9 protein-coding genes, 1 tRNA gene and 1 pseudogene are annotated in these 14283 nt (G+C 52.9%); 6 read left to right on the forward strand and 5 right to left on the reverse strand.

All coding sequences use genetic code 11. The annotated features are described in order from the left end of the window. Nucleotides 1–6 precede the first annotated feature (6 nt). Nucleotides 7–1221 carry a winged helix-turn-helix domain-containing protein gene (locus GOW16_RS04760; RefSeq protein WP_170411069.1) on the reverse strand — a complete coding sequence of 405 codons (1215 nt, stop codon included), beginning with the start codon at nucleotides 1219–1221 and terminating at the stop codon, nucleotides 7–9. Nucleotides 1222–1225: 4 nt separating this feature from the next. After that, nucleotides 1226–2251 (reverse strand): LacI family DNA-binding transcriptional regulator, encoded by a 1026-nt coding sequence (locus GOW16_RS04765; protein ID WP_170411073.1) that lies wholly within the window; start codon nucleotides 2249–2251, stop codon nucleotides 1226–1228. Nucleotides 2252–2365: 114 nt separating this feature from the next. Here GOW16_RS04765 and GOW16_RS04770 point away from each other — a divergent pair. The 4 genes from GOW16_RS04770 to GOW16_RS04785 all read left to right on the forward strand — a co-directional run bounded on the left by GOW16_RS04770 (nucleotide 2366) and on the right by GOW16_RS04785 (nucleotide 6911). Then, nucleotides 2366–2442 (forward strand) — tRNA-Arg (locus GOW16_RS04770). A gap of 306 nt (nucleotides 2443–2748) precedes the next feature. After that, nucleotides 2749–4695, forward strand: a complete 1947-nt coding sequence (locus tag GOW16_RS04775) for an HAD family hydrolase (RefSeq protein ID WP_170411076.1) — start codon at nucleotides 2749–2751, stop codon at nucleotides 4693–4695. Nucleotides 4696–4709: 14 nt separating this feature from the next. Continuing rightward, complete coding sequence (locus GOW16_RS04780; protein WP_170411079.1) at nucleotides 4710–5948, forward strand: glycosyltransferase; 1239 nt, start codon at nucleotides 4710–4712, stop codon at nucleotides 5946–5948. An 87-nt stretch (nucleotides 5949–6035) separates the two neighbouring features. Next, nucleotides 6036–6911, forward strand: coding sequence for a class I SAM-dependent methyltransferase (locus tag GOW16_RS04785; RefSeq protein WP_170411082.1), 876 nt, complete (start codon nucleotides 6036–6038; stop codon nucleotides 6909–6911). A gap of 100 nt (nucleotides 6912–7011) precedes the next feature. Here the strand turns inward: GOW16_RS04785 and GOW16_RS04790 are convergent, their stop codons facing one another. The 3 genes and pseudogenes from GOW16_RS04790 to GOW16_RS04795 form a co-directional block, all read right to left on the reverse strand. Beyond that, a complete protein-coding gene (locus tag GOW16_RS04790) occupies nucleotides 7012–9390 on the reverse strand; it encodes a M10 family metallopeptidase C-terminal domain-containing protein (protein ID WP_254429688.1) in 2379 nt (792 codons plus the stop codon). A gap of 96 nt (nucleotides 9391–9486) precedes the next feature. Beyond that, a pseudogene (locus GOW16_RS23050) lies at nucleotides 9487–9927 on the reverse strand (matrixin family metalloprotease); the annotation flags it as partial. Nucleotides 9928–10213: 286 nt separating this feature from the next. After that, nucleotides 10214–12010 (reverse strand): ABC transporter ATP-binding protein, encoded by a 1797-nt coding sequence (locus GOW16_RS04795; RefSeq protein ID WP_170411088.1) that lies wholly within the window; start codon nucleotides 12008–12010, stop codon nucleotides 10214–10216. Between the two features lie 585 nt (nucleotides 12011–12595). On the opposite strand from GOW16_RS04795, the gene GOW16_RS04800 reads away from it, so the two are divergent. Together GOW16_RS04800 and GOW16_RS04805 are read left to right on the forward strand one after the other, a co-directional pair. Further along, the gene (locus GOW16_RS04800) at nucleotides 12596–13396 is read left to right on the forward strand and encodes a glycosyltransferase family 25 protein (protein ID WP_170411091.1); all 801 of its coding nucleotides are present in this window, start codon (nucleotides 12596–12598) and stop codon (nucleotides 13394–13396) included. Then, the gene (locus tag GOW16_RS04805) at nucleotides 13393–14283 is read left to right on the forward strand and encodes a hypothetical protein (RefSeq protein WP_170411095.1); all 891 of its coding nucleotides are present in this window, start codon (nucleotides 13393–13395) and stop codon (nucleotides 14281–14283) included. Before GOW16_RS04800 ends, GOW16_RS04805 begins: the two co-directional genes overlap by 4 nt.

Consider the following 14283-nt stretch of genomic DNA (forward strand, 5'->3'; position numbering starts at 1 on the left):
CCGACTCTATCTTGGGGCTTTCAGCCACTCACGGTCGAATTCCACACTGTCCAATCCGGCAAATCGGCGGACACGCTCAAGCTCTGACTGCAATCTGTTGGTCCTGGCGTCGGACCAGCGCACGGATCGTTCAGGCCATAGAGCGCTGACCTGTAGCACGCCGCGATCCCGGTTGGCCTTCATGTCAATCCGCCCGATCATTCGGTCGCCCTCTAACAAGGGGAATACATAGTATCCGTATGTTCGTTTGGCGGCAGGGACAAAGACCTCAATGCGGTAATGAAAGCCGAACAGTCGCTGGGCACGGGTACGGTCGCGCAGCATCGGGTCAAACGGGCTTAGGACGCGGATGCGACCCGAAGGGCGGGGCACGGCCCCTGCGTCTTCGACAATGTTTGGGCGTGCGAATACCTTGCGCAGTTTTCCATCCGCGCAGGCAATTTCGACTTCTTCAAGTATTCCCTGTGTTAGACCCTGTTCACACCAGTGTTTGGCCTCACTGACCGACACTGTGTCCCAGAACGCAGCCAGTTCGCCCGAGGTTGCAAAGCCTAGCCGATCCAAGGCTGCGTTGCACAGCCAGTCTACGGTTGCTTCTTCGTCACAAGGCATGTTCCCGGGGCATAGATGCGTTTCAATCACGCGCTCGGTCAGATCATAGCGCTTTTGGAAACCTTGCCGTCCAATGACTGTCAAAGCGCCAGAGCGCCACAGAAACTCCAACGCCGTTTTCGACGGATGCCAGTCCCACCAACCGCCAGACCCCTTCTTCTCGTCCTTGCCAACATCGGACGAAGAAACCGGCCCGTGGTCCCGAATATGCTGCAGGACAGTGGCAAACCGCTGCTCGAACCCATCGCGGCGCCAGTTTTTCCATCGGGATTTCAGCAATTCCGCATCGCGTTGGAACCGCAAGTGCCAGTGCTGGTAGAACTCCATCGGAATGACGGCAGCGTCATGGGTCCAGTGTTCGAAAAGCGCTCGGTCGCGTTCGTACAGGCGTTTGAGGTTGTTGGCGCGGTAGGAGGGCCTACGCGAATACAGGATCATGTCGTGCGCGCGCGCGACCGTGTTGATGCTGTCCAATTGCACAAAGCCAAGTCGATGGATCAGCTCAAGCAAGTCGGTGCCTTTTGCACCGCCGGAAGGCGGCTCAGCCAGCGCATGGCGATCCATGAACAGCGCGCGGGCTGCCCGGTTGTCCAGCCGCTGCAGCGCCATGTTTTCAACGCCGCTTTAGCGTGTCGCCATAGCTGATCTTGGGGGTCAGGGTCACACGTGTGTCAACCTCGGCTGTGGGATCGGCCAGTTGCGCCGCAATGATTTCTGCCGCTTTCCGGCCAATTTCTAACCGGCAGGCGTCCATTGTGGCCAGCTTGCGTGGCAGGCCCTGCAAAAGCTCGACATTGTTGAATCCGGCCAAACCGATCTGCCCTGGCACATCAATTCCCTGATCAAGCAGGTACAACAACCCACCGGCACCGATCATGTCGTTGGAATAATACAGGAAATCCAGATCGGGCGATCGTTCCAGCATGGCCTGCGTCATCTCACGCCCTTTGGCCAGGGCCGAACCGCCAGAGTAGAATTCGCGATCTTCGATCTCGATCCCATGCTTGCCCAGAATTTCGGTGAAACCTTCGAAACGTTTGCGGGCCCGGTGATCCAGCGGCATTTTGGTGCCCATAAAACCAATATGCTCATATCCTGCCTTCAGGATTGCCTGCGCCATTTCGCGACCTGCCCGACGATGCGAAATCCCAACCATCGCATCCACTGGCTTGCCGTCGGTGTCCATGATCTCGACCACTGGAATACCGGCCGAGTCCAGCATCGCCCGCGCCGCGTCCGTGTGCTCCAGTCCGGCGATGATCACGCCTGACGGCCGCCACGAAAGCATCTCGTACAGCACTTTCTCTTCTTTTTCTGGCATATAGTCGGTGACGCCGACAACAGGCTGCAGTTCGGTATCTTCCAACACCTGATTGATGCCGGTCAGAACCTCTGGGAAAACCATGTTCGACAGCGAGGGAATGATCACCGCCACCAGATTCACCCGGCTGGACGCCAGCGCGCCCGCGATCTTGTTGGGCACGTAACCAAGTTCTTTTGCCGCAGCCAGAACACGCGTGCGTGTGGCATCCGAGACGTCGCCCCTGTTTCGCAAAACCCGACTAACCGTCATTTCTGACACTCCGGACGCTTCCGAGACATCACGAAGGGTAAGTGGGCGTTTGGTTTCTGTTGTCACTGGGGCACCTGCGATGTTGTTTTGCCCGATGGTAGCGTGAACAGCGCAAGATTTACAACTGTTGTGCAAAGGCCATGACAACCTGGAAAAACCCGTCTACAGAGGGCCATGCGCGGCCCCGTGGCTCAACTGGATAGAGCAGCCCCCTCCTAAGGGGCAGGTTGCAGGTTCGAATCCTGCCGGGGTCGCCAGGCCAGGCTCCAATCTTGCGCTTTTGTCAGGTGCCAATGGTTGCAAAAAGTGAGGACCGGGCGTTCTACCCCGCTAGTGGCTCGTCAATAGTTACTGAAAACGCTTCCGCAAAACCCAGGTCGCACCTGCCGTCAAAAACTCAGAGCTGATATCTTTGCAGGCATGCGCATCATTTTCCGGCTAGATCGTCCTCCGACACAATTCCTGTGGCGGAAACGCTCCGACCGCCAGAATCAGGCTGGCTATTACCGCCCTTTCTACGATAAAGAGCGGGCAATATCGTTTCCAAAAAAGGCTGCGTTTCTTTGTTCGCGACAGACACCAATATCACCCACTTTTCAGTGGACATATTTGACACGCTAGTATTTCGATTAACAAAAACGCCTGTCGACGTATTTGTCGGAATGGAGGCGGATCCTGAAGTGAAGCGCATCATTGACAACTTCACGGATTATAGGGTTCACGGTGAATCACTTGCGCGTCGAATGGCTGCAACCGATGGCCGCGAAGAAACCTCGCTGGATGAGATATATGAATGCCTGAGTCTGCTTGCTCGCTGCAGCGAGGAAGATGCGCGGGTTTTGAAGGCAAAAGAAATCGCTGCCGAAAAGCGTGCAATCAAGCTCTCGGTATTCGGTCGAGAATTCCTGGACCACATCAAGAAAACTGGCGCGCGGTACGTGGTGACTTCGGATATGTACCTTCCGCGTGACGTCATTGACGATATTCTCGAGAACGTTGGCATTACTGGTTACGAAAAGCTGTTCCTGTCCAGCGAAACACAGAAGTCCAAGCACCACGGTACAGCATACGACCTGGTTGTGGACCATTTTAAAGTTGCTCCGACCGAGATTATGCATATCGGCGACAACTGGTACCCAGACGTTCGCATGGCAGAGTTGAGGGGGTTCAGGACACATCACCTAACGCCGTCCAACTCACTTATGCATCGCGTCAAACGGGCCAAGGACAACACCTTTGCTTATTATGGCGGCCATGCGCTGTCTCAAGCATTTATTGCCCGTTTCCTGGAGGAAGAGTGCTATAAGCGCGCAACTGCAGATGTCACCGAGCTGAGTGAAGAAAAGTACTTTGAAGCCATTGGTGCGACTATACTTGCGCCATTTGTGACGGCTTTCAGCATTTGGCTGGCGGAAAATGCCAGCAAGCATGGCGTTCAAAAAATGGCGTTCCTGGCTCGGGACGGCCAGTTTATGCAAAAGGTCTTCGATCTTTTGCATCCAGAGTGGGAAACATCATATGTCGCTGCGTCCCGGCGCCTTACAACCTTGCCATTTACGCTTTTGCGACCGGAAGTTGTAAAGAACTTCTTACACACGACTTTAGAAAACTCAGAAACCATTTCAGAGTTTTTTGTCAAGTTGCGCGTGGCGGAATCGATAAAAGCACATATGCAATCTTTGGGTTTCGACCCTGATGCGAAACTTGATCGCAGATCGCGAAAGAAGTTCTTGCACGGGCTGTCCGAGAATTCCGGTCCGCTGCTACGCGCGTTCGGAGCAGAGCGCGAAGCCGTTGTTGCTTATTATGAACGGGAGTTCCCAGAAGGTCAAAAATCCGGCCTGGTTGATTTGGGCTGGCGCGGCAGCCTGCAAGCGGCAATCGAAGAATGCCTAAACGGCAAAAGAGACATCGTCGGCTTTTATGCCGGAACCAGTTGGGATGCGATCGACATTCTTGAGCGCCGGGGTTTTCCGCACGAAGCCTTTACCTGCATGAATGGTATGGGGTCGTACCAAGCTGAAATGACTGGCCGGTATCGCGACATTCTTGAGTTCTTTTTTTCCGCTGATCACGGCAGCGTCTATTCTGTTGTGAAGGAAAATGACGAATACACCTGGCTCAAGTTTGATGTTTCCGAAGCAGAACATTCCGCTATGCAAAGGGCGCGGTACATTCAAAACGGTGCCTTCAAAGCAATTGAAGACCTTACCGAAAAACTGTCGTATGACGATATCAAGGTACTCACTCAAGGCTATGATGCCTCGGATGCTTGGCAATTCATGCAAACTCCATCACGGCATGATGCACATCGTTTTTCTTCCGTCAGAGTTTTTTCGGGGATTGGGGACGAAATTGGCGAGAGCCTAACAATGATTGGTGAAAAGAACTCTCACCAGAGAAATCTAAAGCGTAGTCGTTGGCCCGAGGCTTACGCGGCGACACTGGGCAAGTTGACCCGTGCCAGAGTCAACTATGTCCGCAAGAAAAAGAAACTCTCTAAAGTTTGAAGACCGGAGCGAATATGAAAGTAGCTGTAGTCAGCAAAAGCGATGTGCGCGGCGGCGGTGCAAGCGCAGTCGCGGCCGATGTTACCCGGTATCTGCAGAAGTTCGGGCATACAGCCGTCCATTTCAACGCTGATGACGATTCACAACACCCAATTTACGGTGGTGCCGGCCCTGTTATACGGGCATTGAAGAACCTTGAGGGAAAGCGCGGTTACCGTGATCACAACCCTTTCGAGTTGTTATCTTCCACGGTACGGAGCCTGCGACAGGACTTCGACATCGTCCACATGCACGATCTGTCCACGACACTCTCACATGAGGCCGTGAATTGGATCTCGCAAAAAACTCCGGTTTTGTGGACACTCCACGATTGCTCTCCGTTTACGGCCGGCTGCCTTTACCCAACCAATTGCACGCAGTTTCAATCGACATGTGAGTTTTGCCCGCAGTTGGGAAACTGGCCTATGCAGACCAGAAAGAACCGGGTCAAAACCTTGCATACTCGGCGTAAGAAGTTGCAGCAGGAAAACGTCCATTTTTCTGCGCCGAGCCGCTGGATGATCGAGCAATACAAGTCCGCGGGCTGGCCTGCCGACAAAGCGCATTTTATCACCAATGGGGTGGACCTCGAGGGTTTCCGTCTTCGCAACGTCAGCGAGATGAGAAAAAAGCACGATATTCCAGACGATGGCCGCCCAGTTTACCTGTTTTCCGCCAGCCACCTTGGGGACTCGCGTAAAGGACCTAACAAAGTCGCCGAAATTGCGCGGATTATGGAAGACAAAGACCCCGTAATTGTTCTTGTCGGGCGCTATTCTGAATTGGCAGCTGACCTGTTTGAAGGTTTGTCCGTAGTCCACGCCGGCTTTGTAAAAGACCAAGAGACACGCGCGGAACTATACAGCCTTTGTGATACCGCCTTTGTGTTTTCGGAAGAAGAAAACTGCCCTCTTATTGTTCTGGAATGCTTAGCATCTGGTACACCGATTGCTGGTTTTGCAAACGGAGGCATTCCTGAGTTGGTGGATAACGGAGTCACCGGTATCCTGACAAAGAACAAGATCGAGCCCATCGTGGAGTTTTTGCGCGAACTCACACCAGAAAAACTGACCGATATCCGAAAATCTTGCCGCGAGGCCGCGACAAGCGGGCATAACTATGAGGACATTTGCAACTCGTATATAAAGTTGTATCAACAGATCCTCGGAGGAACAGTTTCAGGCGCGTCGCAGCCTGCGACCGCTGGTGCTTAGTAATTTGTGAACAATCGGTTAGTCACGAGGACGCATTTGCTACAAGTTTCGTCTGCAGTCATGCGTGCCACTTGAAAAGAAAAACACGTGGAACAAGAGAGCAAACCAGTCGTGAGCCAAGAATTAACCAGCTGCAACTGCTGCAACTCTGAGGATGTGGTCCCAATCCTCAAAGCGCCGGACTTCGAAATGGCCCCGGTTCAAATCTTCCATTGCAAGAATTGTGCCGCGTTGTGTCCCGATTATCCTGAAGTCGTCGAAGACGAAATTTCTAGGCAGACATCTTTCCATGAGGAGTTTTGGAAGGATGAAACGCCGGAATCCTTGGCCGAATTGGTTGCTGGCATGGAAGCCGTTGTTGATTTTTACGAGGGAATCATAAAGGCACCGGGCGAAAACACTATCGCTTATGATATTGGATCAGGTCGCGGCAACCTTTTGGCCGCATTGCTTGCCAAAGGTTATGATGCCTACGGATGTGAACCATCGGCCGAGTTAAGTCATCGTGCGCGCGCAGCTTTTGATCTGCCGGGTGATCGATTGATAACGACCTCGGCTTTGGATTTTCTGGCGCAGCGCTCTGAAGAACAGGGACGCGTGAACATTATCTTCCTTTGGCATGTCATCGAGCACTTTGAGAATCCGATGGAAATCCTAAGGGAAGCCGTTAAGTCTCTTGCTCCGGATGGCGTGCTTATCTGTCAGGGCCCGATGCTTTCGCCTGGTTATGTGTATCCGGCGCACCGGTTCTTCCATAGCGAGTCCAATATAGCGTGGATTGCACGTGAGCTTGGACTGAAGGTCATCTTTTTGGATGGTTTCACGAAAGAGAGATTTATCTCGTTTGCGCTGGCTAAAGAAGAGCATCCTAAGCCAGGGATCGATACTGTTTTTCTGACATCTCCGGAAGATGCCGTCGGCAGCTTGTACTATACGCTTTCGAAAGCGCTGGCGAATAACTAAGTTTTGACGGCAAGAATGAACTAAAATGGCGGAATGCACTTTTCGTTCCGCCATTTTTTCGACCTATGGCAATGTTGGGATCCTGCTGGGCCCTTGCGCATCACAGCCAGAAAGCGTCCTCCTCGAGCAAGCTTTCAAGGATAACCTCTTCCGGCATCATTTCCTGATCAATACCGGCGCTGCCATTGGCGGCAACACGGAGCGCTTCATGCGGGGCGCTGATCAGAACATCAAGATCGCCGGCTTCAGCCCTTTCGGAGGAATTGGAATTTGCCAGTCTTTCCATTGATTCCGCGTGGAATTGGAAGTCGTCTTCATCGTCATTCCCGGGCAAGGATGCCTGACGCCCTTCCGCGATTTTGGACTTCTGATTGTCGCTCGGCTGTAGCGCCAGTCTAGGCTCATTGAACCCGACAGTTCCGCTCCCGTCGATATCATATCCATAAAAGCTCTCGACACTTACAACGTCGTCCACTTGAGCGTGGCTTACGTAATTGCCGTCGCCATCAAGGGTCCATTCAGTGTAGTTACGGTCGCCATCTTTCCACAGGACACGGTAGCCGCCTGCGGTAGCCTCGACGTGAATGGCGACCCAGCCTTCAAAACTGCTGGGGCTGACGTCTTGACCGTTAAATTTGATCCGTGTCGCGCCATCAATCAGGTAGAAACCCTGACGCGCAATTGCCAATGACGTTGATCCGTTTGTCTCGACCGTGGTGGTTTCATACCCAGTTGTCCCATTGTCATTCAGATCAACGCCGAAGAGAATTTCAGCATCTTCAATGACTCCGACGGGAGCATGAGACACATACTCACCGTCGCCGTTCAGGGTCCAATCCGTGTATTCACCAGCTTCGTTCTTCCAGAGAACGCGGTACCCGCCATCCTTGGCTTCGACCTGTACGGCCTGCCAGCCAGCAAAGCTGCTTGGTCCGACATCTTCATCGTTGAACTTGATCCGTGTATCCGCGCCAATCAGGTAATACCCGTGGGTCGATTCCGACAGGGTTGTAGATCCGTTTGACTCGATGGTTCTGGTGGTATGGCCGATCGTACCATCGTTGTTAAAATCGACGTCGAACACGGTTTCAACATCAACAATGTTGTCGACAGTCGTATGACTTACATATGAACCGCTTCCGTCCACGGTCCAATCCGTGTATTCCCCCGCGCCGTTTGTCCACAGAACCCGGTAACCATCGCCATCGGCCTCAACGTGAGTGGCTTTCCAGCCGGCAAAGCTGTTGGGTCCGACATCCTGACCGTTGAATTTGATCCGGGTATCCGTGCCGATCAAGTAGTACCCTTGAGTGGCTTCGCGGAGATTGGTCGAGCCATCTGTTTCGACGATGTTGATCGTGTGCCCGATTGTCCCGTCATCGTTCAGATCAGCATTAAAAAAGGTTTCCAGGTCGACAATGTTTTCAATGCGGTCAAATGTGATGAAATCACCTGAAGAATGTACGACCCAATTCACGTATTGACCGTCGGATTTTTTCCACAAAACCCGATAACCACCGTTGGAAGCCTGGGCTTGTACAGCCTGCCACCCTGCGAAGGTTTGGTCGCCGACGATTTGGTCTTTGTACTTCAAGCCAATGTTCAATGTGCCGCCGTCCAAAATGTAAGCGCCTTGCGCGGTGTGCTGCAGAACAGTGCCGTTCGTTTCGATATTCTGAACGGCCACTGCAGGGGTCAGGTCCGCCAGATCGTAGGTCCATACTCCATTCTGGAACTGAAACAGTTCGACATCAGTGCCGACCGTGAATGTGAGGCGAGTGATCAGGTTAAGAAACTCGTAATTTCCGCCGTTGTTCAGGAACAGAAAATTGCTTAACGCGCTGGCAAATCTGACCGTATCATGCCCGGCGCCGCCAAAAAACGAACCCGCGTTGCTTGATACAAGGGCAATGTCGTCATCGTTTTCGCCATAAACGGTATCCGCACCACGCCCGTCCGCGAGGTGAATGACGTCATTGCCATTCCCGCCGTAGATTGTGTTGTTGTTGTATCCGTTTGATGCCGAGAAAATCGTATCGTGGCCATTGTGACCCCGCAGATCATTCACGGCACTGTTGCCGTGGATCGTGTCGTCGCCCCATCCGCCTGCAGCGTTTTCAATCACGACGCCATGGGCGATCGTGAATCCACCTTTGACCCCAGCGGCATGAGAAACGACACCACCGCCGGTACTTGAATAATCCAGAGTGGCTGATCGCAGATCGATAGTAGCCCCCTGATGGCCATTATGGGCAATGATGTCGATGCCGCCGGTATCCCAGATGGCTTGGTAACCTACGCCAGCAACATTCGCGGCCGAAAGGATATAAACGTTGTCGCCAGAATTGGTTGACGTGTTTGCGCCATACATTTCCTGCAAGGCGGCAATATCCAGTGCGCCCAGTCCGGTTGACCCGCCATAAGTTGCCGAAGTCGAGAGCAGACCATTTTGCTGGGTCCAGCCGTCATTATAGGACATGACGGTGTAAACACCCTGATTCAAGTTTCCGGCCCCGAAAGAATCGAAAGGGGAGGTCACTCCGGTCATGACAGATGTGCCAAGTCCGTTGTCATGCGGGTGCGCCAAACCCAAGGCATGCCCAATTTCATGAACGATTGTGGTGAAGAAAAACCCGCCGGGATCTCCATTACTCTGAGTGCCCGGTCTCCAAAAATCAGTGCTGTATACACCTGCGGATGGACCGAAAAAGTTTATTTGATGTGAACCTAGTGTGCTTGGTCCTCCGAAGACCGAACTAGGCGCAATAAATTCGACCAGGTCAGCCGACGGGCTGCCAGATTCAACAAATCTGATGTTTGCTACAGCTTCAATGACGGCGAGCGCTGCCCTGAATTCCGCTTTGTATGCTTCAGTCCAGGTCTGCGAGTCGACGGCTTTGCCGAAGTGATACGTAAGTACGGTCGCCGTGCTGTCAATTCCATCACCATAGGCCACAGACCCTTGAATTGAGTGAAGTGGTGAAGAGGAGGAGGGCCTCGAAACACTGGTGACCATATTTTAGCCTCAAGATGAGATGTTGTAATTTACGCGGCAATGTCATTCCGCAACTTGTCATTTTCATGGCGGAGAAGAAGTCTCTGAATTTTTTAATTAAATCTCTGGTTGTGAGAGTTTAAGTCTCAAATTCAAAGTTTTCAAAGATGATGGGACACAAATGCAACAACTTTCTGGCGGTTCCCAGCGCGCCTTAATCCGGTACCGCATCTCCGCCATGAACCCAGTTGCCACGCCGCCCCTGCCGCGGTGGGGTGACGCGTCTATACAATCAGCGTCGCGAAGATCAATCCGCGATTTCGGTCTGTGCGCTGGCTGCAGGTTCGCGTTTCTTGAACTGCCGGTCGAACAGATTGCGGAACTGGCCATTGAGTTCCATAAGCTCGTCCAAATTGCCTTGTTCGACAACGGCCCCATCCTGAACGACCATGATCTTATCGGCTTCAAGAACGGTCGAAAGACGGTGCGCAATAACAATCACAGTCATGTTCTGCGTCAACGCGTCCAGGGCCGACTTCACCAGCGCTTCGGATTCTGCGTCCAATGCGCTGGTGGCTTCGTCCAGCAACAAGATCTCGGCATTGCGTAGGATCGCGCGGGCGATGGCGATGCGTTGCTTCTGACCACCGGACAGGAATGTTCCGTTTTCCCCGACATGTGTGTCATAGCCGTTGGACAGTTCACAAATAAAGTCATGCGCATGTGCGGCCTTCGCAGCCTCGATGACCTCTTCATCCGTTGCATCTGGTGCCGAGCAGCGCAGGTTTTCCATTACCGAAGCGGAAAACAGGAACGTGTCTTGGCCCACGTAAGAAATCTTGCGCCTCAGCGAAGAGTAGCTGGCTTCCCGGAGGTTTTGACCGTCAATTTCGACACTTCCCCCATCGGGGTCGTAGAACCGCATTATCAGACCGAAAATTGTCGACTTACCGCCGCCCGATTGGCCGACCAGCGCAGTGGTTTTTCCGGCTTCGAAAACCAAATTCATGTCTTCGATCACTGGCATTGAACCTTGATAGCCGAAGGTGACATTGCGCAGAGCTATTTCGCCGGGCCCATCAAGCAGATCGCGTGCCTCGGGATTTTCCTGCATCGTGTCTTCCTGATCCAGCAGGCCGAACAAAAGACCAACACCCACCATTGCGGTCTCGATTTGAACGCGCATTCTCGACAAGCGTTTTGCCGGCTCATATGCCATCAGCAGGGCGGTAATAAACGACATCAACTGGCCTGCAGTTGGCTGTTCACTGCCCGCAATCCCAAGTGTGCTGACGACCAGAACACCTGCAACGGCCAAGCCGGCCAGAAACTCCATCAACGGGCTGGCAATGGATTGCAGTCTTGCAATGTCGTTCGAACGCTCTTCGACCTTGCGGATAGCTGTGTCCATGCGGGTGATCATCCGATCTTCAAGCGAGAAGACCTTGATTACCTTGATACCGACCGTCGTCTCCTGCAGGACGCGGATGATTTCAGCCAAAGACTTGAACTCGGCCTGCATGATTGCGCGAACGCTTTTTAGAAGGTGCCGCACGCCCAGCAAAGCGATAGGTCCGACGACGAAGAACATGATCGAAAGTACAGGTTGCTGGTACACCATGACGATCACAAGGCCCACCAACGTCAATGCATCCCGAACGAATCCGGTGACAAGAACATCGATAAGTTGCCGGGCTGCCTGAGCACCATGAGTCGTTCGCATCAGCAAATCTGCAGATTCGTTTTCAGCGAAGAAGGAAACGCCGTGCCGCAACAGTTTGCGATACACGCGGTCTTGTTGTGTCGCGACGATCCGGTTGCCCGCACGCGCCAGGTAGATGGCTTGGATGTAAGAGGCGACCGCCTTGGTCAGGAAGAGCAGAACAACGCCCAGAGCGATCACGGCTGCCCAGTCACGCATTTCAGGGCTGGTCATCGCATCAACGATGTACTCCATCATGAAAGCGGAGCCTGCGGTGGTCGCAGCGACGGCGATCATTGCAACGATGGCAACGGCATAAAGAGGACCCTGAGCGAAAAAACTCTCGGAAATGAGGCGGCCCATATAGCCTGATCGCCATTCGGTCCAGGCACGCTTAATCATTGCATTCTCCAGATCATGAAATCATGCGCTCGCTCAGATAACCTATAATCGTTCCTGCCTAAAGGGCAGATCAAATGACGCGACAGAGTTGCCCAATCGAACGGTTGCGCAGAGAGTCCGCCAAATAGGGAGTGCCAAAGCGTTGTGCAAGGTACTGACGTTCGCATTGAGCGGGGTGGCACAGTATACTGCGAGTTTTCCCGCGCCGACCATACCAGCACTTTTTGGGTCGAGGCCCGCAGTTGTTTGCTCAACTTTAAGGGGTTCTGTGTGGAAAATATTGCGCCGAAAAACTCCTGAAATCTGATAAAAAACATAGCTGTTGGCAAAATCTCGCGCTACCGCTATCGGTGCTGTCAAACGATTTTCATTTTGGTTTCATTGTGATATGTATATGCGGGGAAGAATGGAAGCTCTGATTTTGTAGGGCTGAGAGCTGTAGTGTGAGTATAACGATTGAAATTCGGCGGTTTTTTGCCGCAGTAAGTCCTCGTCGCGTAGTGGGAAAAGAACAGACCTTTTACCCTTGTGCTTGGTAAATGCGGCCCATAATTACGCGGTGCAAAAATTATTGGTAATGGAACAGTGTCGATTAAGACCGTCATTCTGAGTTTGCCGAAAGATGTAGAACGGCGACGTTTCTGCGAAAGCGAATTTGCCCGCTTTGGCTTGAACCATGAGTTTTGCGACGCCATCCCCGGTGAGCAGCTGAACAACTCGGAGTTGCATCACCTTTACGATGCCGACATGAACCGGACCAAATTCAAACGTCCGCTCAGCCGCAATGAAGTCGCCTGTACCTTGGGGCATCGCCAGATATGGCAGGAAATTGCTGACTCGTCCGACTATGTGAATCTTGTTTTGGAAGACGACGCAACTTTCGTGCAGGACCCCAGACCATTTTTTAATGAGCTGACCGAATGCGGAGAATGTTTCGAAGACGTTATGATCAAGATTGATGGTGTGTCGGGAAACAACGGGCAGGTTATCAAATCTGTTGCAGATCAAGAGCTTGTGCTGTCTGATCGCCTGCCACCCAGAACCACAGGCTATATCATCGGCCGTCGTGCCGCCGCTCGGCTCTTGGCGCTCGAAGCCCCTATTGCGCGCCCTATCGACATAGACCTCAAGTTCTATTGGGAACACAACGTGCCTATTCTCACTCTTGCCGAGCAGATGGTTGCAGAGCGCAAAGAGACAGACAGCACAATTGACCCCTGCCGCAGTAAAATGAAACCCGGCTCACCCATGGCCAGATTTGTCCGAAACATAATGTACCAGACAAAGTACACCTACGGGCGGTTGAGCCATCCTCTGAATCCAGACATGATTGAAGGGCTCGGCCCCTTGATGCAGGCCGGTAATCGGGTTCGGAACCGCGTATGAAGAAAAGCCTTGTGGTTGTCCGTGCGGGCAACAAGTCATTGCACCATCGGTGGCAAGAAATTCCCTATGAAGATCGCAAATTCGATCTTCTGATAAGCTACTTCTCGGACGAGGCGTTTGCGGCGTTTGAACCCGAACCTGGCGTCGAGGCTATTCTCGTCAAAGGCGGCAAGTGGGACGGGTTGTACAAAACCCTCACCGACCGTGATCTTGATCAGTATGATTACTATTGGCTGCCGGATGACGATCTGGACATCAGTGCCACGGATGTAAATGCGCTGTTCGATGCCATGCAGGTTCACGGTTTACGCATTGCACAACCGTCGCTCACTCCTGACAGCTATTTCTCGCATTTTGTGTTCAGCCAATGTCCGGGCTTTGTGTTGCGGTATACGAACTATATCGAGATTATGGCTCCATGCCTTCACAAGGATATCCTGAAAATAGCACTGCCTCTGTTCCAGGGTACGATGAGCGGATATGGCCTGGACTATATCTGGTGCCGTTGGGCGGAGGCCGGCGCGTTTCGAACCGCCATTCTGGACGAAATCGCGATGCACCACACAAGGCCGATCGGAAAAAACCTGAAAGCGGCGATGGCCGAGTCGAACAACCTCAGTTCTGAGGAAGAAGAGGCCGTCCTGAAGCAGATGTTTGATCTGTCGCGGCGCACCGTCCCGGTTGTTTTCGCGGCGATCCTGCAGGGTGGGCAACCCATCTCGGGTCGTCTGCAACTGGGTTGGCACATGTGCCGTGCATGGATGTCGGTCCTGTCAAAGTTCCGCAGTACCAGCGAAGCGCGATCCGGCATTTTCAAGATTGCACGGCGTCAGTTGATCAAACCGCTCGACATGACGACGATCTCTCTGAAACAGGAAAGCACCTGA

Origin of the sequence: Ruegeria atlantica, from assembly GCF_013033965.1 — a bacterium.
GTDB lineage: Bacteria > Pseudomonadota > Alphaproteobacteria > Rhodobacterales > Rhodobacteraceae > Ruegeria > Ruegeria atlantica_D.

Bases quoted from the DNA above. Each gene is read 5' to 3' on its own strand.
- GOW16_RS04760 (WP_170411069.1), bottom strand. From the start codon at position 1,221: ATGGCGCTGCAGCGGCTGGACAACCGGGCAGCCCGCGCGCTGTTCATG.
- GOW16_RS04795 (WP_170411088.1), bottom strand. From the start codon at position 12,010: ATGATTAAGCGTGCCTGGACCGAATGGCGATCAGGCTATATGGGCCGC.
- GOW16_RS04780 (WP_170411079.1), top strand. From the start codon at position 4,710: ATGAAAGTAGCTGTAGTCAGCAAAAGCGATGTGCGCGGCGGCGGTGCA.
- GOW16_RS04805 (WP_170411095.1), top strand. From the start codon at position 13,393: ATGAAGAAAAGCCTTGTGGTTGTCCGTGCGGGCAACAAGTCATTGCAC.
- GOW16_RS04790 (WP_254429688.1), bottom strand. From the start codon at position 9,390: ATGTCCTATAATGACGGCTGGACCCAGCAAAATGGTCTGCTCTCGACT.